Source organism: Eggerthella sp. BIOML-A1 (assembly GCF_009875595.1).
GTDB classification, from domain to species: Bacteria; Actinomycetota; Coriobacteriia; order Coriobacteriales; family Eggerthellaceae; genus Eggerthella; species Eggerthella lenta.
This window is the reverse complement of the sequence record NZ_WWRZ01000003.1, coordinates 105,309-126,268: the sequence shown is the minus strand read 5'-3', so window position 1 is coordinate 126,268 and position 20,960 is coordinate 105,309. Positions and strand designations below refer to the sequence as shown.

At 65.2% G+C, this 20,960-nt stretch carries 15 protein-coding genes; 11 read left to right on the top strand and 4 right to left on the bottom strand.

Annotation, left to right across the window (positions count from 1 at the left end; translation table 11 throughout):
- Positions 1 to 51: 51 nt before the first annotated feature.
- The 5 genes from GT590_RS04100 to GT590_RS04080 all read left to right on the top strand — a co-directional run bounded on the left by GT590_RS04100 (position 52) and on the right by GT590_RS04080 (position 5,489).
- A complete protein-coding gene (locus GT590_RS04100; protein ID WP_114516389.1) occupies positions 52 to 2,478 on the top strand; it encodes a DMSO/selenate family reductase complex A subunit in 2,427 nt (808 codons plus the stop codon).
- A 30-nt stretch (positions 2,479 to 2,508) separates the two neighbouring features.
- Complete coding sequence (locus tag GT590_RS04095) at positions 2,509 to 3,123, top strand: 4Fe-4S dicluster domain-containing protein (protein ID WP_009306093.1); 615 nt, start codon at positions 2,509 to 2,511, stop codon at positions 3,121 to 3,123.
- Between the two features lie 170 nt (positions 3,124 to 3,293).
- On the top strand, positions 3,294 to 3,944 hold the full coding sequence (locus GT590_RS04090) for a DMSO/selenate family reductase complex B subunit (protein WP_009306094.1): 651 nt from the start codon (positions 3,294 to 3,296) through the stop codon (positions 3,942 to 3,944).
- Positions 3,941 to 4,600, top strand: coding sequence for a Tat proofreading chaperone DmsD (dmsD, locus tag GT590_RS04085; protein ID WP_009306095.1), 660 nt, complete (start codon positions 3,941 to 3,943; stop codon positions 4,598 to 4,600). The genes GT590_RS04090 and dmsD overlap by 4 nt, the downstream gene beginning before the upstream one ends.
- Positions 4,601 to 4,610: 10 nt before the next feature.
- A complete protein-coding gene (locus GT590_RS04080) occupies positions 4,611 to 5,489 on the top strand; it encodes a DmsC/YnfH family molybdoenzyme membrane anchor subunit (protein WP_114516390.1) in 879 nt (292 codons plus the stop codon).
- Between the two features lie 2 nt (positions 5,490 to 5,491).
- On the opposite strand, the gene GT590_RS04075 is transcribed toward GT590_RS04080, so the two are convergent.
- From GT590_RS04075 to GT590_RS04060, 4 genes are all read right to left on the bottom strand, one after another.
- Positions 5,492 to 9,283: an EAL domain-containing protein gene (locus GT590_RS04075; protein ID WP_009306097.1), complete on the bottom strand. Its 3,792-nt coding sequence runs from the start codon at positions 9,281 to 9,283 to the stop codon at positions 5,492 to 5,494.
- Between the two features lie 410 nt (positions 9,284 to 9,693).
- Positions 9,694 to 10,563: a DmsC/YnfH family molybdoenzyme membrane anchor subunit gene (locus GT590_RS04070; RefSeq protein WP_015759998.1), complete on the bottom strand. Its 870-nt coding sequence runs from the start codon at positions 10,561 to 10,563 to the stop codon at positions 9,694 to 9,696.
- A complete protein-coding gene (locus GT590_RS04065) occupies positions 10,563 to 11,195 on the bottom strand; it encodes a 4Fe-4S dicluster domain-containing protein (protein WP_009306099.1) in 633 nt (210 codons plus the stop codon). Before GT590_RS04065 ends, GT590_RS04070 begins: the two co-directional genes overlap by 1 nt.
- Before the next feature lie 3 nt (positions 11,196 to 11,198).
- Positions 11,199 to 14,252: a molybdopterin-dependent oxidoreductase gene (locus tag GT590_RS04060; RefSeq protein WP_086414988.1), complete on the bottom strand. Its 3,054-nt coding sequence runs from the start codon at positions 14,250 to 14,252 to the stop codon at positions 11,199 to 11,201.
- 387 nt (positions 14,253 to 14,639) lie between these two features.
- Here GT590_RS04060 and GT590_RS04055 point away from each other — a divergent pair, with 387 nt between their 5' ends.
- The 6 genes from GT590_RS04055 to GT590_RS04030 all read left to right on the top strand — a co-directional run bounded on the left by GT590_RS04055 (position 14,640) and on the right by GT590_RS04030 (position 20,960).
- Entirely contained in the window at positions 14,640 to 16,106 is a 1,467-nt protein-coding gene (locus tag GT590_RS04055) for a response regulator transcription factor (protein ID WP_114550824.1), read from the top strand.
- Positions 16,107 to 16,110: 4 nt separating this feature from the next.
- On the top strand, positions 16,111 to 16,695 hold the full coding sequence (locus tag GT590_RS04050; protein ID WP_114550825.1) for a LysR family transcriptional regulator: 585 nt from the start codon (positions 16,111 to 16,113) through the stop codon (positions 16,693 to 16,695).
- Positions 16,696 to 16,804: 109 nt separating this feature from the next.
- Positions 16,805 to 18,667, top strand: a complete 1,863-nt coding sequence (locus GT590_RS04045; RefSeq protein ID WP_114550826.1) for a hypothetical protein — start codon at positions 16,805 to 16,807, stop codon at positions 18,665 to 18,667.
- An 81-nt stretch (positions 18,668 to 18,748) separates the two neighbouring features.
- Positions 18,749 to 19,543, top strand: a complete 795-nt coding sequence (locus GT590_RS04040; protein WP_086414985.1) for a hypothetical protein — start codon at positions 18,749 to 18,751, stop codon at positions 19,541 to 19,543.
- A 14-nt stretch (positions 19,544 to 19,557) separates the two neighbouring features.
- Positions 19,558 to 20,319, top strand: coding sequence for a molecular chaperone (locus GT590_RS04035; RefSeq protein WP_009608133.1), 762 nt, complete (start codon positions 19,558 to 19,560; stop codon positions 20,317 to 20,319).
- Entirely contained in the window at positions 20,319 to 20,960 is a 642-nt protein-coding gene (locus GT590_RS04030) for a 4Fe-4S dicluster domain-containing protein (protein WP_009608137.1), read from the top strand. Before GT590_RS04035 ends, GT590_RS04030 begins: the two co-directional genes overlap by 1 nt.

Below are 20,960 nucleotides of genomic sequence, written 5' to 3'. Positions count from 1 at the left end.
GTTCCGCCCGGGAAGCGGAGCGCCAGACGAGAGAGGAAAGAGGGAGGGACCATGACGAACATGTTGGAGAACGCTCAGGTGTCTCGCCGCACGTTCATGAAGGGCTCGGCGCTGGCCGGCCTGGGTGCGGCCGCGATGGGCACGGGTGCCGTGTCGCTGTTCGGCTGCTCGCCGAGCGCCGACGGCGCGAAGGGCAATGACGCTGCGACGCAGGCCGTCGAGGAGACCACGACGTGGGGTCACTGCGCCATCAACTGCCCCGGCCGTTGCAGCCTGAAGTTCCACGTGCAGGACGACGAGGTCGCCTGGGTGGAAACCTACACCAGCAAGGACGCCGGCTTCGACGAGGTTCAGCCGCGCGCCTGCCTGCGCGGTCGCACGTATCGCCGCTGGCTCGCCAACCCCGATCGCATCAACTACCCCATGAAACGCGTCGGCAAGCGCGGCGAGGGCAAGTTCGAGCAGATCTCGTGGGACGAAGCCGTCGACACGATCGCCAGCGAGCTCAAGCGCATCATCGACGAGTACGGCAACGAGTCCGTGTACATTCCCTACGCGACGGGCGTGAGCTCCACGACGGCGCGCTCGCTGCCGCGTTTCATGAACTGCCTCGGCGGTTTCCTGGGGTCGTACGGCGACTACAGCGCCATGCAGATGGAAATGATCGTGCCCCACACCTACGGCGCATCCGGCTTCAGCGGCAGCACGCTCAACGCCGCCGAGGACGCCGCGCTCATCCTCGCGTTCGGCACGAGCCCGACCGAGACGCGCCAGGGCGGCGCCGTGTCGCACTACGACTGGGTGCATCTGCGCGAGACCACGAAGGGCAAGATGATCTACATCGACCCCCGCATGAACGATTCCGTCATGGGCCGTTCCGCCGAGTGGCAGCCCATCAACCCCGGCACCGACGCCGCGCTCTGCTCCGCCATCGCGCATGAGCTGATCGCGAACGACCAGGTGGACAAGGAGTTCCTGGACACGTACTGCGTCGGCTTCGACGAGGACACCATGCCCGAGAGCGCAAAGGGCCAGAACAAGTCCTACAAGGACTACATCATGGGCACCGGCTACGACATGGTGGAGAAGACCCCCGAGTGGGCCGCCCCCATCTGCGGCATCTCCGCCGACCGCATCAAGGAGCTGGCCGCCGAGATCGGCGAGGCCAAGCCGCTGTACGTCGTGCAGGGCTGGGGCCCGCAGCGCCGCAGCAACGGCGAGCTGAACTGCTGGTCCATCATGATGCTGCCGCTGCTGACCGGCCAGGTCGGCCTGCCGGGCACGAGCAACGGCTGCCGCGAGGGCTCGTTCTCCATCAGCCTGACGTCCCTGCCGGCCGGCGACAACCCCATCAAGGCGAAGATCCCCGTCTTCCTGTTCACCGAGGCCATCGACCACGGCACCGAGATGACGGCGCTCAACTCCGCCGTGATGGGCGCGGACAAGCTCAACCAGAACATCAAGTGCATGCTGAACTACGCCGGCAACTGTCTGACGAACCAGCATGGCGACATCAACTACGCGCACGACATCCTGGCCGACGAGAGCAAGTGCGAATTCATCGTGGTGTGGGAGACGGCCATGACGGACTCCGCCAAGTACGCCGACATCCTGCTGCCCGACCTGTTCCGCTTCGAGCAGGTGTCGCAGATCGGCACCGGCGGCGACAACGCGTACATGATCAGCGGCCAGCCGTGCACCACGCCGAAGTTCGAGCGCAAGACCCTCTACGACGCCCTGACCCTCATCGCCGACAAGATGGGCGTGAAGGAGCAGTTCACCGAGGGCAAGACCCAGGAAGAGTGGATCAAGGAGCTCTACGAGAAGACGCGCGAGAAGGACACCGAACTGCCGACGTACGACGAGGCCATGGAAATGGGCGTCTACACGCGCAAGAACCCGAAGGGCGCGACTATCGCGTTCGAGGCCTTCCGCAACGACCCGGCGGCCAACCCGCTGGACACTCCCACCGGCAAGATCGAGATCTACTCCGAGACGCTGGCCGGCATCGCTTCCACCTGGGAGCTTGGCGAGGAAGACCTCATCTCGCCCATCCCGGTGTACACGCACGGCTTCACCGAGACCGACGTGCCCACCGACGAGTTCCCTCTGCGCTGCAGCGGCTTCCACTATCGCGGTCGCACGCACTCCTCGTGGGGCGGCATCGAGCTGCTCAAGGAAGTGAACCCGCAGGAGGCGTGGATCAACCCCGCCGACGCTAAAGAGCGCAGCATCAAGCAGGGCGACAAGATCCGCGTGAAGAACGCGTTCGGCGAAATCGAGATCCTGGCGAAAGTCACGCCGCGCGTGGTTCCCGGCACGGTGTGCATCTCGCAGGGCGCATGGCACGACGCCGACATGTACGGCGATCGCGTTGACAAGGGCGGCTGCATCAACACGCTGACGACGCATCGTCCGTCTCCGTTGGCTAAGGGCAACCCCCAGCACAGCAACATCTGCCAGGTGACCAAGGCGTAGGGCGACGAGCCGCAGAAAGGGTGATATATCATGTCTCAACAGGCATTCTACTTTGACGGCACGCGCTGCACGGGGTGCAAGACCTGCCAGATGGCGTGCAAGGACTACAAGAACATCGATCTGGGCATCTCGTTTCGCCATGTGTACGAGGTGACCATCGGCGACACCGTGAAGGATGCCGACGGCGCCTTCAGCACCACCTGCGTCAGCTACCCGCTGTCCATGTCGTGCAACCACTGCGATTCTCCGGTTTGCTTCGAGAAGTGCCCGCAGAGCGCCATCATCAAGGACGCCGACACGGGCCTCATGTCCATCGACGAGGAGAAGTGCATCGGCTGCGGAACGTGCGCCATCGTGTGCCCGTACAACGCGCCGAAGGTGGACGAGGAGAAGAAGAAGGCGGTTCGCTGCAACGGGTGCGCCGAGCGCGTGGCCGCGGGCGAGAAGCCGGTGTGCGTCGAGGCCTGCCCGGCTCGTGCGCTGGACTTCGGCGACGCCGAGGAGATGGCGAAGATGGGCGAGCGCGGCAACATCGCTCCGCTTCCCGACCCGTCCGAAACCACCCCGAACATCTTTATCAAGGCATCCGCGGACGCTCAGCCGGTGGGCGCGGCGGAAATCGCCAACCCGCTCGAGGTCGCGTAGCAGGACTGTTCGCGTACGACGCCACGGCCCCTCTTCCCTCCGTGAGGGGCTCGTGGCAATCTGCGGCGCGAGGAGCACGTCTTGGCGGGGTACGCTAAAATACAGCGTACCCCGCTTTTTGGGATAGGGGGAGCGCTTGCGGTTCCGTGTTGACGAGAGGAGGTCGCCACATGTCCCAGCAGGCTTTTTTCTTCGATGGAACGCGTTGCTCAGGGTGCAAAACGTGCATGTTCGCCTGCAAAGACGCCTACGACCTCGACGTCGGCACCGCCTACCGCCGCGTGTTCGAATACACGGGAGGCGATACGGTTCGCAACGGCGACGGCACCTTCGGCTCCACCTGCTTCTCGTACAACGTGTCGGTGGCGTGCAACCATTGCGACGACCCGGTGTGCGTGCGCGTGTGTCCCACCGAGGCCATGCACAAAGACGAGCAGACCGGGCTGGTCAGCGTCAACGACCGGCACTGCATCGGCTGCGGATACTGTCATCTTTCGTGCCCGTATAGCGCTCCGCGCGTCGATCGCGTAAAGGGGCACTCGGTGAAGTGCGACGGCTGTATCGAACGCGTGGCCGCGGGCGAGAAGCCGGTGTGCGTCGAGGCCTGCCCGGCTCGCGCGCTGGACTTCGGGCCGGTCGGCGAGATGAAGAAGCTCGGCGAGCGCGCGGCCATCGCGCCGTTGCCCCGGCCCGAGGCGACCGTGCCGAACCTGTTCGTCAAGCCGTCCGCCGATGCCCGTCCTGCGGAATCGAAGGACGGCGTCGTGGCGAACCTGTTGGAAGTTGGATTTCGGGCAACCGATAAGGAGATCATGGTATGAGCGAAGAAGCAACCGTACCGCTGTCCGAGGATGTGCGCGAGGCCATCGCGTTCGTCGGCGAGACGCTGGGGCCGTTCTACCTGCAAGACCCGGTGAAGGGCGATGCCGGCCCGGCCTTCGCGGCCATGGCCGCGATCGACGTTGCGCAGGCCGCCGTGGAGTGGCCGTTCGTCGACGAAGCCGAGGCGCGGTGCGACCTCGATCTCATGCGCTCGGGGTTGGCGGAAGGCATCGACGCCGACGGCCTGGTGTGGGAATACCGCCGCCTGTTCATCGGTCCCGCGCCGAAGCCCGCGCCGCCTTGGGGCTCGGTGTACACGGATCGCGAATGCGTCGTGTTCGGTGCGACCACGCTGGAGCTGCGCGCGTGGATGCGCTCTCACGGCATCGCGCGTCAGACGGACGACAAGACGCCCGAGGACCATATGGGCCTCATGCTGGTGCTCATGGCCTGGATCGCGCGCAACCAGCCGCAGGATCTAGGCGAGTTTCTGCGGCTGCATCTGCTCACCTGGTCGTCGCACTTCCTCGACCAGCTGATCGAGGCGGCCGGCCAGCCCTTCTATGAAGGTCTCGCGCGTCTCACGAAGGCTTCGCTCGAAGGCATTCAGGCCGAGTTGGGCCTGGACGTCGTCTACCCGAGGTTCTACCGCTAGGATAGCCTGTATGATTTCAGGATTCGATACCGCGCTCGGCGAGATTACGCTCGTGCTGTTCACGACGTTGGCGCCGTCGGGCGTGGTTGCGTTCATCTGCATGGGGCTTCCCGTGCTGGGGCGCGGCGCGTCCGTTGTCCTGCGTCAGCGGCTCAACGTGTTCTTGGGGCTGCCCCTCGTGGTTGCCATGGTGGGTCTCGTCGCCTCGGCCACCCACCTGGGCAACCCCGCTAACGCGCTGTACGTGTTCCTTGGGGTGGGACGCAGCCCCTTGTCCACCGAGGTGTTCTGCGCGGTGGTGTTTCTGGCGCTGGCCGGATTGTATTGGCTGTACAACTTCGTCGAGCATCCCAAACCGCAGTTACAGCGAGCGTGGCTCGTTCTGGCCATGCTGGCGGGCGCGGTGTTCGTGGCTGCGGTGGGCTGTGCCTATGCCGCCGACACCATAGTGTCGTGGTACACGGTGTACGTGCCGCTCAATTTGATGCTGAACGCGCTGGTGGGCGGCCCCATACTCGCCATCGCGGGGCTGCGCGCCGCGGGCTACGAGCCGGTTGAAGGCCGTATGGGACGCGCGCTGACGATGGTGGCCGCTGCGGCGTTGGCCGTGAACGTGGTGACGTTCGGCATGCAGGGTGCGGATTTGGCCTCGATCGAGAACTCGTATCTTACGGCGGCGGAACTGGTGCCCTCGTACGGTTTGATGGTATGCGCGTTCGGCGTGCTTGGCATGGCGGGCATTGGCCTGGACGCCGTCGAATTGTGGCCTCGACGGGTTCGGCTGTCGGTCGGGCGCGCGGCGGGAGCTGCCGTGCTCGTGCTGGCCGGCATCTTCGTCATGCGGTTCGCGTTCTACATGATGCACATGACGGTGGGTCTGGGCGTATAAGTCTAGGAGTCCTTGTCCGCCTCGAAGAAGCAGAAGTGCGCCTTGCCCTTCGATTTCGCTCGATACAGCGCGCGATCGGCGCGCTCGTACACCGTCTTGAACGCGATGCCGTCCTGCGGCACCATGGCGATGCCGGTCGACACCGACAGCTCGATCACGCGGTTGTCGGGCAGCGTCGCGTTCCAAGGGCCTTCCGACAGCTCGACCAGGCGCCTCTCGATATCGTCGCGCTCCATGTCCTCGCAGTACACGACGAACTCGTCGCCGCCCCAGCGGCAGATAAGGTCGCCCTTCCTGAACGCACCGCACAAATGCTGCGCCACGTCGGCCAGCACCGTGTCACCCGACAGGTGGCCGTAGCGGTCGTTCACCTGCTTGAAGTCGTCGAGGTCGATGATGGCGAACGCGCCGCGGTAACCGCGCTGCAGCGTGCGCTCCAGCGCGTTGGCCATGCGCACCGAGGCGCTTTGGCGGTTCAGCAGGCCGGTCAGCGCGTCGTGCTCGGCCTTGTCCTCCAGATCGAGCTCGCGACGCTTGCGCTCGTCGATGTCGGTGACCGACAGATAGGCGTACACGTAGCCGTCTTCCTCGAGCTGCACCATGCGGTAGCTCAGCTCCATCCAGCGTTCATCGTCGTTTTCGCCGAGTCGGTACTCGAGGGAGTCGTTGCGCTCTCCGTCGGCGAAACGCTGCAGCATGTCGTCGAAATCGAGGAAGTTCTCGATGGCTTCTGCGTCCTGGCTTGGGCCGGTGTATTTGCCAAGGCGGTCTTCGAGCATGCTGCTCGACCAGTCGTCCAGCGAGATTCCGGCCCAATAGCGCCATGCGCGGCGATCGGCCGAGTTGAGGAAGCTCTTCGTGTTCACGTTGATATACCAGTGATCCACCGCGGCACCCTTGAGGATGTCGAGCAGCCGGTTGTCGTCCGAGCGCGTCAGTTTCGCCCGCGAATCGTTCAAAGGATCTTCCAGGTAGCCGATGACGCGGGCGGGCTTGCCGTTCGCGTCTTGCACGATCTCGCGTTCTATATGCAGCGTCAGCGGCTCTCCCGTATTCGACCATACCTTGATCGTGCGAGCGGCAGGTCTGCCCCATAACGTTTCGCGCGACAGCCTCCGCAGGACATTGCTCACGTCGTCGCCCAGGCTGGCGGTGTCCTCCTCGTCCGCCGAGGCGGCCAAAAGGGAGGCGATGCCGTTCGACGAGAGGTTCTGGAACGACAGTCGGTCGGAAGCGATGTCGTGCACCCACACGTTCAGATCCGATTGCTGAATGATGCGATGCAGGACCTCGTCTTCCAATTCGAGCACCGCCTGCGACTCGCGCAGCTCGTCTTCCTGCTGTTTCTGCTCGGTCACGTCCGCCAGCGAGGCGAAGAAGATGGTGCGGTCTTGCTCGCGGCGCAGGAAGAAGGCGCGCATGCGCATCCACATGATCTCGCCGTTCAGTCGGTACCGACGAAAGGTGGCTTCAGCTCCCGTGACGGGGCGCTCGTACGCTTCGGCAAACATGCTTTGTACGAGGGGCAGATCGTCGGGGTGCACTTGGCGCGAGATCCGGTTCTGTCGTTCGCGCAGATCGATCGAGTTGCATCCGGTGACGTGGTAGTACTCGTTGTTCACTTGCAGCAGCTCGAAACGGTCGGCGTACACGGCGTACACGGCTAAGCCGCCGATCAGGTTGTTTACAGCAGCGCGGCTTACCATGTCGTCGTGCAGCAGCGCGTTCACGTCGATGAGCTCCATGCTGGGGTTCAACACGCCTCGGTAGTCCACGATGCCGTCCTGCGACAGCAGTTGCTCGAGCGCCTCGGTAGACATGGGACGGTAAAAGTAGTAGCCCTGCGCGTAATCGCAACCTATGCCTTGCAGGAAGTCCACCTGCTCCTTCGTCTCGGCGCCCTCGGCGATGATGCGCAGATCCATGAATCGAGCCATGGACACGATGGCCTCAAGGATGCTTTCGCTGCGTTGAGACTGATCCTGTCGAGCGAGGAAGCCCATGTCGATTTTCAAGATGTCGACCGTGATGTCCTTCAGCATGTTGAGCGAGGAATAACCGCTGCCGAAATCGTCCATGAGGATGGTGAAGCCGAGTCCTTTGAGACGGGCGACCGCATCGGCCATTTTCTCGTCTTCTGCGTACGCGCTTTCGGTGATCTCGAGCTCTAGCAGGCGATGGTCGAGGTCGTATCTTGAGACCAGGCCTTCCAGCGCTTCGACCACGTCGATGGCGTACAGGTCGGCCCGGGAGATGTTCACCGATACGGGAATGGGCACACCGCCGCGATCAATCCATGAACGGATATGGCGGCACGCTTCCTCCCATACGTACAGATCGAGGCTGGCGATGAAGTTGTTGCGCTCGAGCACGGGGATGAACGCGCCCGGCATGACGATGCCGCGCGAAGGGTGCTGCCAGCGCACGAGGGCTTCGAGGCCCACGATGCGCTCGGTGCGCGTGTTGCATTGCGGTTGCCAGTGCAGCACGAACTCATGGTTCGTCAGCGCGCGCTTCACCTCGAGCAGGATCTTCGCCTCGGTCTCCATCTCCTCGGTCATCTCGGCTTCGTACCAGGCGATGCGCTTGGTGTAGGCGCCTTTGACGGAGTTCATGGCGATCATCGCATGGTCGCAGGCGGTGACTACGGACACGTCCGGGCTGTCGATGGCGCACACTCCGAAAGCGGGCTGGAACCCGATGGTGTCCTCGGAATCGAACGGCTCCTTCTTCAGCTCGCTTTCCACGCGTTTTTCGTCGATCAGGCCGTGAGGCAGCAGCAGCGTGAAATCGTCGCCGCCCAGGTAGCCGGCTATGCCGCCGTGCTTACGGGCGATCTCCCCGATACGTGAGGCGATGGCGCGCAAGATGGCGTCGCCTGCTTCGCGCCCATGCCACTCGTTGTATATTTTGAAGTGCTCGATGTCGATGTACGCTGCATCGTACGCGATGTCGGGCATGTCGGCTACCAGGCGTTCGGCTTTGTCGTAAAACGTAGCCGCATTGTACAGGCCGGTCAGCTGGTCGCGTTCGCGCAATAGCTGGATTTGCGAGCGTTCTGCCTGATCCGTGCGTCGCTGCATCTCTTCTTCGATGTCCGCGATGAAGCACATGACCACGCGCTCGCCGCTTCCGCCGCGCTTGACGGGTGCCACGGTCAGCGACGTCCAGCTCCATGCCCCCGATTCGAGGTGCTTGCGGAACTCTCCGCGCAGTGCGCCGCCTGCTTGTTCGATGCGGTCGAGCAACGTGTCGAAATCCCAGAACGCATGGAAGCGATCGCGGTCTTCGGGGTGGATCATGCGGTCGCGCACGTCGGGGAACATGTCGCTGATGCGTCCCTCGAGCGGAGGCGTCGTGAATTTTCCGGGCTCATGGTAGAGAATCTTGTATGCATCGTCGGTGAGGTTGAGTTCGAACAGCTCATCGTAAGATGACGGCTCGCTCAACGACGTGAACAAGCTGCGGCTGTGCTCGTCGACGGGATGGCCGGAGAACAGCACGCAGGGGCCTTCGTTGAACCAGTCCAGCTCGAGGCAGGTTATCTCGTACCAACTTCCCGTGCGCGCGCTGTAGATGACGCTTTGCGTCGCGTGCTCGTTCGACTCGGCGTTCCAGGGGCAGTCCTTGCACGGTTCGCTTTGCCCGCGGAAGCATTCGTAGCAGAGTTCGCCCACTCGTCCACCGGGGAATACGCGACGGGCCGCACGGTCGAGATACACGACGCGATACGATTGGTCGATGACATACGTATGGCCCTGCGTCGAGGCGCTTTTTCGTCGGCTGCCCGGCATCGGATCTCCTGTCTCAAGCTCTTTGATCCATTGTAGGGCTTCGGCGACGGGTTGGGTTCGGCAAGCGCAAAATGATGCCATGGCCTCCGGTTGTTCGTCCGTGTGCGGACGCCCACGAGGCATCCGCGCCGGCTTTTCCGACGACGTGAACGGGAAAAGAGGAGATGGTCGGGATCGGGGCATGAAGATGCCCGGCGGTCCGCGATAGGGGGAGGGGCGGACGGCCGGGCCGATGGGTCGATCTGGTTCGCCGCATGAGGGGAGGGGCGGCGGCGCAAGATCGAGGCAAGCGGGGCCGGGGGAGGGGGATCGCCCCGCTTGCCTCGATCGGTTCCGGGAAGGCTGCAGTTTCCTTCCCGGACCGCGACCGGGGTGCCGCCCGGCATCCGAAGATGCCGGGCGTCGTGCGGTTAGTACATCAGGACCACTGGGTAGCCCAGCTGGTAGATCAGCACGCGAAACATCACGGAGGTGGCCAGCGCGCCGATGGCGGCGACGACCATGAGCGTCTTGGAGGCGCCCACCTTCTTCTTCGCCACGAAGGCGCAGGCCGCAGCCACGATCACGGAGACGATGGAGCCCCAGAACATGGGCGCTCCCGCGCCGGACACCATGACGGTCATCAGGCTGTCGACGTGCGTGGGGGCCGTGGTCATCGATGTCGGGTCGGCGTAGTAGCCGAATTGCGCGATCTTCGCCATGGCGCAGGCGATGACGAACACCACGTCGGCCACGATCTGCACGAGGGCCGCGATGAACGTCAGCTGGATGCCCGTCGCCTCGACGGCCTCGTCCTTCTTCAGGATGGAGATCAGCCAGACGGCCGCGGCGCCCAGGAGGCACGCGTTGCCCAGATAGAACGCCACGAGCGCCAGGCCCCACGCGGGACGGGCCGGCATGAGGTAGGAGTGCGCGGTGGCGACCATCATGAGCACGGCAACCGCGAGGGTCGCCCAGGCCAGCGCCTTGGGAACGGGCTTGCCGCCTCGAAGGACCACGAACCATGCGACGATGACGATGGCCAGCGCCACGCATCCGATGAGCTCCTGGGTGATGCCCGACGTGATGTGCCCGAAGCCGTTGAAGATGCGCTCCCAGTGCTCGAGGTGCAGGAAGGCTCCGATGCCGCCTACCACCAGCGAGACGGCGGACGTGATGAGCGCGGTCATCTGCAGGTTCCTGCCCTGGCCCTTGAGCGCCAGGATGGACATGCCGCCCAGCGTGCCGCAGGTCAAGCATACGAACAGCGTGAAGATGACGAGAGGCCACTGCGTTTCCATTACTCATCACCTCCTTCCCAGTGATGGTCGCGTAGGATGTAGGAGTACGACGGCTTGTTGCCCACGTCGGGCAGCTTGTGCACGTCGGCGTCGGTGAACGGCTCCAGGAACTCCACCATCTTGCGGCGCTTGCCCAGCGGGTCCTCGGAGCCCTCGAACGACTCGTAGCCGGCCTCGGTGTCGCCGATCCAGCGGGCGTTGCCGCCGCACTGGCTGACGCACTGGGGCAGCTCGCCCTGCGACAGCTTCTGCTCGCACAGCGTGCACTTCTCGACGACCTTCTCCTCCTCGTTGAGGTAGCGGACGCCGTAGGGGCAGGCCATGACGCAGAACTGGCAGCCGATGCACTTCTCCTTGTCGATCTGGATGGAGCCGTCCTCGGCCACGTGCGACGCCTCGGTGGGGCACACCTTCACGCACTCGGGGTTCTCGCAGTGCTGGCAGCTGATGGGCAGGAAGTACATGTACACGTCGGGGTACTGCCCTGATCCGCCCGGGATGGGGTTCGGCCCCACGCGCACCACTTTGTTCCAGTAGCTGCCGATGGGCACGTTGTTGACCGCCTTGCAGGCGACCGAGCACGCCAGGCAGCCCACGCACCGGTTGAGGTCGGTGATGATAGCCTTCGTCATGGTTTACTCCCTCCCTTCGTAGGTAGGCAGCCATTCCTTCAGACGGGGGTCGTCGGAGGTATGGATGATGGGCGTGCCGGTGGAGTCGCACGGCACGGGGTTGTTGAACGGCGAGTTCTCGGGCGTGGCCTTGTAGATCTTCACCTGGTAGGCGCGCAGGTTGGACGTGCCGGAGTGCGGGTCCTGGGCGTAGTGGTCGATCAGCTGGTTCACCTGGGAGAACTGCCAGCCGTGGCCGGCGTCCTTCACCTCGGGGTACCACCACGTGTGCTCGAGGTTGATGACGTCTTCCTTCACGCCGTAGTACAGGTCAGCCACTTCGCGGATCTTGCCCCACTCGGTTTCGATCCACACCCAGTCGCCCTGCTCGATGCCGTACTCGGCGGCCGTCTTCGGGTTGATCTCCACGCGCGGCACGGGCCACAGCTCGCGGCACCAGGGAAGCTGGCGATGCTCGGAGTGGAAGTACACCGGGATGCGACGGCCGGTGGTGGCGGTCAGCGGGTACTCCTTGATGCGGTCGCCGTCCTTCGGGCCGTGAGGCGGCTCGGTGTAGGTGGGAAGCCTCCACTCGGGATGGTCGGGATGGTGCGATTCCATGACGGTGGACCAGATCTCCTGCTTCATCGTCGGGGTGAACCAGCCCGGCTTCCAGTCGCCGATGCCCTTGCCGGCCGTGTAGTCGAGGCGGCCCCACACGCGGTCGCGTGCGCGCATCGCGCCGGTCTGGTAGCGGCGGTACGTGCCCCAGTTGCGCGGCTCGATGTCCTTCGCCTGCCACCAGCCGTGCTCCTGGAAGGCCTTGACGTACTCGTCCCACGTCTTGTACTTGGGCGTGACCTCGGCCATCGGAACGCCGTGGCGCTCGAACGTGGGCTTGCCGTTCTCGACGTGCCACGTGGTGTAGGTCAGCTCGTCGTCGGTGAGCAGCTTGATGGAGTCGTCCAGCTGCCAGTTGATGTCGGGCCACTCGTTGCCCGGCTCGTCGGTCCACTTCCAGTTCATGCGGCGGGCGAGGTCCATGACGATCTCGGGATCGTACTTGGCTTCCGCGGGCGGCTGCACGCACTTGACCGTGGCGCCCATGGCGCCGGCGGAACCTTGGCTGGCGCGCGGCGAGTTGAGCTCGATCCAATGGGCCACCGGCAGGATGATGTCGGCGGTGTCGTTCTGCGGCGTGTGCCACAGGTTGAGGTCCACGTAGAAGTCAAGCGAGCACAGGGCCTCCCAGGCGCGCGTGGTGTTCGTCTGGCTCATGAAGTTGCCGGACTCGTTCCAGAGGGCGCGCACCGGGTAGGGGTCGCCCGTGATGACGGCGTCCCACAGCGAATGGCTGTCGCACCAGTACTGCCACCAGCCCAGAAGCGGGAACTTGTCGATGCCGATCTGCTTGCGGTTGACTTCCTCCGGCGGGGTGGTGGCGCCGGGGGCCCAGGCGCTGAAGCCCTGGAGGTCGCCGTCGATGGGGACGATGGTCGGGCCGCGGTTGCCGCCCGGGGTGTCCATGTTGCCGGTGATGCCCACGAGGTTGTCGAAGGCGCGGCAGTTCTGGATGGCGCTGCAGAAGTGCTCGACCGCCAGCATGTACTGGATGCCGCCGTTGCCGTAGCCGGTGGACGGGTCGATGCGCGTGCCGTAGGCCGTGGCCGCCGCCTCGATCTCGGAGGCGGGGATGCCGGTGATCTCGGCCGCCACCTCGGGCTTGTACTCGGCGGCGCGGGCCTTGTAGTGCTCCCACACCGGCTTGACCTTCACGGTCTTGCCGTCCTTCAGCGTGATCTCGAACTCGCCTTCCAGCGCGGGGTCGATGGCGGGGTCGAACGGCATGGGATCGGGCAGCCAGCCCTGCGTCTGGCCCGGCAGCAGGTTGTCCTGCGCGGCCTCGCGGCCTTGGCGCGCCTTCTCGGAGTCGTAGTTCTCGCCCTCCCAGAAGCCGCCGGTCTCGTCGATGACGCCTTCCTGGTCGGCGTTGAACCAGGTGAACGCGCCGTACTCGTGCTCGACGCCCTCGGCCTTCAGCTTCTCCCAGTTGTTGTCGTACACGAGGAACTTATAGGGGCTGCCGCCCTCCTTGATGTCGCTTTCCTTGAGCAGCGCGGTTTTCACGTCCCAGTAGGAACCGTCGGTGCGCACGGTGGGGAAGCCGGAGGGCTCCATGTCCTCGCACACGAGGAACGGGGCGTTCGTCCACTTCTTCACGTACAGCTCGTCGTAGAGCTTCTTCTCGATGATGACGTTCGTCCAGGCCAGGGCCAGGGCGCCGTCGGTGCCGGGGCGCAGGTGCTGCCAGTAGTCGGCTTCCTTGCCCATGTTGGCCATGCGGGGGTCGACGCTGATGTGCACGTCGGCGCGCGATGCCACGTCCACCGTGGTGCGGCAGGAGTCGTCGTAGTTGGACAGCTCGGACGCGCCGCCCCACTGCACGTACACTTTCGGGCGCGTGATGGTTTCCATCCACGACATGGCGAACTGCGACACCATGGTGGTGGCGAAGTGGCGCGGGCCCTTGCAGATCTGCCAGGCCTCAACGTTGTTCGGCGTTTCCAGCATGTTCTTCAGGATGGACTCCGAGTGCATGCACCAGATGCGCGACGTGCCCACCTGGCAGGCGATGGCCTCGCCGCCGTGCTTCGCCTTGATGTCCATGAAGTTGTCCACGATGGACTGCATGGCCTCGTCCCACGAGATGCGCTGCCAGCCGGGCTCCTCGCCCTTCGGGTTCGTGCGCTTCATGGGATAGTGCAGACGGTCGGGGTGGTACGCCGCCTGGATGGACGACTGCGACTTCGTGCAGCAGTTGCCCATGGACTGGAACGCTCCCTCGTCGCCCTCGACGCGTATGGCCCGCCCGTTCTGGACGATGACCTTGACGCCGCACTCCATCTTGCCGCAGCCGCGGCAGCACGTTTTCACGGCCACGGTGTCGTTGCCGGACACGCTGCTGTACGTCTCTTCGGCCAGCGCGGTGTGCGTCGAAGCGCCGAACGCCGCGGCTGCCGCACCGGTGATGGCGGCGGTCTTGACGAACGTGCGTCGTGACATGGTCAGGTTACCCATACTCCTCCTCCTTCTTTCTCCTCGTTCTCGTCTTGCTCGTCTTCGTTCGTGCGATCGGGGAGGGGGGCTGCCGGGTGAAGCCTCGGGCTCCGAACCGGTGCAAAGTCCCCGTGTCGCTTGGGCCGACCATACGGATGCGAGGGGGTGCAGAGCATCGTCCAAAGGTTGGAAAGCAGGTTCGACCGCATCATAAATTCTTATGATCTTGTGATCATGAAAAATTCGATAGTGCTTTGAACTGGGGAAACTTTAACCGTAGGTCATAAATTATTCTGAAACTAGAATAGTTTCCTCAAAGAGGGCCGCTCATCTTTTCCGTATAATCGAACCCGTCGACAGAGGGGTCGGCGCGAGCGACGTTATGTACGGGCTCACAGGGGGTGGGGCATGGAAAAGCTTCGGAGTGCATGGGATACCGCGTTGGGGACGAGCCTTTCCCTCAAGCGCATCGCGGGCGCGGCCTTGCAATGGCTTTGGATGCTCATGATGTTCTACAGCATCGTGCCGTACGGCTTCTCGTCGGACGTGCGCGGCTCGCTGTACGTCAGCCTGATCATATCGCTGGTGGCCATGGTGGTGACCATGCTGTTCGTCTCCGTCATCGTGCGGCGCGAGCGGGTGAGCGGCAACCGCTCCATCGTGCTGGGATCGGCCATCATGATGAGCGCGGGCAGCGTGCTCACGCCGTTCTCCGATCCTACCACGCCCGTCGGCATGCTGGTGCTGGGCCTGAGCGCGGTCATGACCGGCACGGGCTCGGCCGTGCTGTTCTTGTGCTGGATCGAGCTCGAGTCGGGGCTGGGAGGCCGCTTGGCGCTTGTGGAGCTTGCCTCGTCGCTGTGCATCGCGTTCGTCGTGGGGTTCTTGCTGATCGTAGGGCCGGCGATACCCGTCATCGTGCTCATCGTTGTCATGCCCGTGCTTTCGGCGGCAGCTCTCAGGCGCAGCGCGCCCGATACGCCGCAGCTGCCGCGCGAGCCCGAGCAGCCTTTGTCGCGCCATACGGCGACCCTGTTCGCGAAGGCGCTTCTGGGCGCGGTGCTCATCGGCATGTTGATGGGGTTCTTCGACGTGGTGTCGGGGTTCAAAACCTACGAGGTGCAGGACATCTTCGGCACGTACCTGTTTCTGGCGGGCTTCATCGGAGCGTTGGCCATCTGCCTGATAGCCGTGTTCCTGCAGCGCGACAGCGTGTTCTTCTCGTACCGCGTCTCCATGCTGATGCTGTGCTTGGGATGCTTGTCCACGCCGTTCATGGCCGACAACAACACGTATTCGAGCGCGCTTATCTTCGGCGGCTACCACTGCTTCGTGCTGGTGCTGTGCGTGGTGTGCATCGACGTGGCGTCCAGCTTCCGCGTGAGCCCGGCGCGGACGATCGGCCTGGGGTTCGTGGCGCTGTACGGCGGCGAGACCGCAGGCCAGCTGTTCGCCCATTCGCTGGAGGCGACCGGGGTCAGCATGTTCGACCTCACGCTGGTCACGCTGGTGGCCGTGTCGCTGCTGTTCATCGCGCATTTGTTCCTGTTCACGGAGACCGACCTCATCAAAATCGGCATCGGCGAGGTCAGCCTGATGGGCACGGTGCCCGAAGAGGCCGCCGACGACCCGGCCGACCCGGTGGATCCGTGCGCGCTGATCGCGGAGCGCTTCGCCCTGTCGCCGCGCGAGACCGACGTGCTTCCGCTGCTGCTGGAGGGCCGCACCATCTCGCGCATCCAGGAGACGCTGTTCATCTCGGCGGGCACGGTGAGCACGCATATCCGCCACATCTACCAGAAGACGGGCGTGGACAATCGCCAGGAGCTCATCGACCTGGCCCACGAGACGGCCGCGCAGGACGAGGCGGTCTGAGGCGATGGAGACGGCGTATCTGCACGAGTTCGCGAAGGTGGCCGATTGCGGCAGCTTCACGGCCGCCGCGCGCGAGCTGCATCTGACGCAGTCGACGCTGAGCAAGCACGTGGCCTTGTTGGAGCGCGAATTCGGGGCCGACCTGTTCGTGCGCGACCGCAGCGGCGTGAGCCTGACCGAGGCGGGCGGCGTGCTGTACGCCCAGGCGCGGCAGATGGAGAAGCTGCTGCGCGCCACCGAGCTGCTGGTGCGCGCGGCGCGCGACGGGCAGGGTTCGGCGGGCGCGGGGGTTGCGGGCGCGACGGCGGGCGCAGCGGCGGGCGGGGGTGCCGTCGACGGCTCGCCTGCGGCCGCGTGCGACACGGCGCTTCGCTGCAAGTGCCGGCTCGCGGCCGAGCGCTGCGGGCTCGACCGGCGCGAGCTGGGCGCGCTCATCCTGTACGTGGAGGAGCGCGGCTTCGAGGCGATCCAGGGCGAGCTGGCGCTGACGCGCGACGAGGTGGCCGACGTGCTGGGCAGCGTGTACCGCAAGCTGGGCGTGGGCGACAAGCAGGAGGCGCTCGATTTCATCCATTCCGTTTCGGAATGATGGTAGACGCGCCCGCGGCGGTTGGGCATACTGCGTAGAAGTGAAAGCGCTATGAAGCTGGGGGGCTTCGAGCAAAGGGCTTCATCCGAAGAATGGATGGAGACCGAATATGAGTGCTTGGACTGCTGCGTCCGTCGAAGACGCGGCGAACAATCTTCTTGAAGAACTGAATAGCGGCGCGATGCGCTTGTGCGTGGAGCATGACGCGTCCGACGACGTTGCGCCGGCGTTGCTGCGCGCGGCTCGCGCTCGCGTCGAGGCGGGGTCGAACGTGCGCGTCGTGTGCGCCGACGCCGTTGCAGCTGCGCGCTTTCGGGCGCTTGCGGCCGACGATCCGCTGCTGGGCGCGCTCGACGTGGTATCGGTGCGCGAGCTGGCCCTCTCGATTCTAGGCGACGCGCGGGTCGGCGATGCCGTGGGACGCGACGCGCGCGTGCTGGACGAGAACGAGCTGGCCGTGCTCATGGAGGACGTGAAGGTGAGCGGCCTCAAGCCGGGCCGGCTGCGCGAGATGCTCAAGTTCTTCTACAAGAGCATCAGCGACTGCGCCGACGATGACGAGCGCTGGCTGATCACCGCCGAAGAGCAGACCGTGCACGCCATCCTCACCGAGAACCTGGAGGCGCGCCGCGCGTTGCTGCCGTGCGAGGTTTCGTCGCTGGCGTATCGCGGCCTTGTGAAAGCCGGGGTCGAGCGCGAGCCGCTGACGCTGGTGGCAGACGACTTCGGGTCGCTCAGCAAGGCGTCGCAGCGCCTCGTGCGCCATCTGGCGACGGACGGCCTCGTGGCGGCGGGCCGCACGCTGGCCTCGTCCAGCTCCGAGGAGCCGTATCCGTGCTTCGACGGGTTCCGCGCGCTTGCCGACGAGGCCGACTGCCTGGTGACGCTGGCGTGCGAGCGGCCGGCCGCGGCGCGCGAGTCCCGCGCGCTGGACGACCCGGCGGCCGAGTTCGCGTTCGCGGCGGCGTCCGTGGAGGAGTGCCTGGCCGACGGCTTCCGGCCAGGCGACGTGGCTGTGGCCGTGCCGAACGCCGCTTGGGGCGAGCGCATCGCCGCCGAGCTGGAAGGGCGCGGCATCGCCGTGGAGCGCGGGTTCGACAGCGGGAAGATCAAGGGCGACCCGCGCACCGAGGGCCGTTACGCCGACCTCAAGCTGGCCGCGTTCCTGCGGTTGTACCTCGATCCGCACGATTTCACGTCGTTGCGCTCGTGGCTGGGGTTCGGCGATTGGCTGCTGCGCTCCGATGCGTTTTTGGAGCTGATGGCGTACGCGCGCGACCATGAGACGACCGTGCCCGAAGCCGTGGCGCAGCTGCGCACGCAGCGCGACGCCGATCGCTCCTCGACGATATTCGGGAAGTTCGACGGCCCGCTCGACGAGCTGGACGAGCTGCTGCGCGCCTGCGAGGAAGGGCTGACGCGCGAGGCCGCCGTAGCGCTGTTCGAAGCGCACGGAATGCCGTTGTCCCCGCGCCACGTGGAGCTGCTGGGCGACGACCCTGCGCATGCGGACGTCGAGCGCTTGGCGCGCTGCGGGTTCGCGAAGCCGGTGGAGGATGTCGCGCGCGATGCCGTGCATGTGGTCTCCTACGCGCGCTGCCACGGGCACCATGTGCGCACGGTGTTCGTCACCGGCCTGGTGAACGGCTTCTTGCCGGCGAGCGACGCCGTGGACGACAAGTTCACCATCGACCATCGGCGCGTGGCGCTCGAACGCGAGCGCGCGCTGTTCCTGGACGTGCTGTCCTGTGCGAGCGAACGAGCGGTATGCACGCGGTTCGTGCGCGACCTTTTAGAGAACACCGCGTTCACGAAGGTGCAGACCTCGCGCGTGTTCGTGCGCGACGGCGAGCGCTTCGCGCGCGTGACGCCGTCGGAGTTCGCGTCGCTGACCGACGAGGTGCTCTCTCCCGCGCCCGACGCGCCTCGCGAGCTGCCGACGAAGGTGCTGTACGCGTCTTCGACTTTGTAGCTCCAACGGTCTGACGACCGCGCGAACCTTCGCTGACTTTTCCTGACCGGTGATTTTGAAATGATGAAAGGACTGATAGATATGAGCGATGTTGATGTATTCGTGATCGATGACGATTTCGATCCCCTGGCCGACCTGAGCCTGGACGACGGCGAGCGGGACGATGCCGAGGCGGATTACCTGCCGCCCATCCCCGATGCCGACAAGAGCGTGGTGCCTCCCGTGGTGCCGTTGTCTGCGACCGAGCGCATCGAGAAGCTGCTGGCGGGCATTCCCGGCCAGCAGTTCCGCCTGCTGCACGCCGTGGAATTCTGCACCGAGCCGAAGACGATGGACGAGGCCGTGGCCAATTTGGACGCGGCGTATCCGAACACGACGAGCGTGTACGGCTCGGCGCAGGTGGTGCAGCTGCTCGAGCGCGACGGCGCGCTGGAGCGCATCGTGGACGAGGACGCCGCCCATGCGGCCGCCGGCGACGCTGCCGATACGCCCGCCGAGGACGAGGGCTTCATCTCGGTGACGCCCGCTCCGCCGTGTCACTACCGTGCCACGCAAGCGGGCCTCGATGCCGTCGCGGCGCACGTCAACGAGGGCCTCGTGGCGGAGCGGATCAGCGAAGACGAGCGCTATCTGCCCATCTTCCAGCGCGTGCTTGAGATGTGCGCGCGCGAAGGAGGCTGCCCCACCAAGGAGCTGGACCAGGCGGTGGACGGCGACCCGCTGTGCCAAGAGCCGCGCCGCTTCTGCGGGTTCTTCCGCGGCAAGCTGGAAGAAACAGGCGCCATCGAATGGCGCGACGCCTGGACCATCACCGATCTGGGGCGCAGCGTGCTCGCGTCCGGCTTGTTCGCCGCCGCTTCCCCGTCCGAACGCTAGAGAAGGAGCCACCCATGTCCCACGATCAGGAAACCACCATCGCCGACGTGCTGCGCGGCCGCATGGCAACCTACCAGTTCCTCTCGCGCCTGTTCCGCGTGGAGGTGGACCAGGAGCTGTACGACACGCTGATGTCCATGCGCTTCCCGGCGAACACCGGCAACGCGCTGGTGGACGAAGGCTACCGGATGATCTGCGGTTATCTGAGCCAAGCCGACGGCACGGTGCTCACCGAGCTGGCGGTGGACTACGTGCGCGCGTTCATCGGGTCGGGCAACGACGGCTTCTCGGCCGCGTACCCGTACGAGTCGGTGTACACGAGCCCGAAGCGCCTCATGATGCAGGACGCCCGCGACGAGGTGCTGGTGCTGTACCGCGCCTTCGGTCTGGACAAGCAGGAAAGCTGGAAGGAGGGCGAGGACCATATCGCGCTGGAGCTGGAGTTCGAGCAGATCCTATGCGAGCGCGCTATCAGGGCGTACGAGGCCGGCGACGAGGACGAGTGCCTGAAGCTGCTGCTGTCGCAGCGCAACTTCCTGGAGGACCACCTGCTGGCGTGGTACCCCATGATGGCGGCCGACTTGCAGAAGTTCCCGCAGACCGACTTCTACAAGGGCCTGGGCAAGCTGACCGACGGCTTCCTGCGCAACGACCGCGAATTTTTGGACGCCGTGCTGTCTGAGAACGAAGCGGATTGCCATCCAGAGCGGAGGCCGCAGGCCGAAGCCGAAGGATCCCGTGCGGCGTCGGCCGAAACCGAAGTCGAGGTTGCATGATGGACGAGCACGGCATCGAGCCCAAGCGCGATACGGGCCCCTGCGTGTCGCGCCGCACGTTCGCCCTGGGAGCCGTGGGAGCGTGCGCCGTCATCGGGCTGGGCGGCGTGAAGTACCTGCCCAGTGCCACGTTGCTGCGCCCGCCGGGCGGGCAGGACGAGGAGCAGCTGGCGCGCGGCTGCCTGCATTGCGAGAAGTGCCGCGAGGTGTGCCCGAAGCATGCCATCGCTCCTGCTCATCTTGAGGACGGCATCTTGAACGCGCGCACACCGCGCATGGACTTCAAAAGCGGCTGGTGCGATTTCTGCGAGAACGAGCCGGGCGGGCCGAAGTGCGTCGCGGCGTGTCCGACGCATGCGCTTTCGTGCCCCGACCCGTCGCAGGCGATCATCGGCAAGGCGGAGATCAACCGCGACTGGTGCCTTGCCGCGAAGGGCATGGGCTGCCACGAGTGCGTCGACGTGTGCAACTACGAGGCGCTCGAGCTGGGCGCCGACAACGTGCCGGTGGTGGACGTGGATGCGTGCAACGGCTGCGGCGCCTGCGAGCTGGCGTGCATCTCGCTGTCGGCAGGTTCCATCACGGCCGGCGCCACCGATCGCGCCATCGTCGTCCGTCCGACCGAAGAAGTGGAGGCGTGA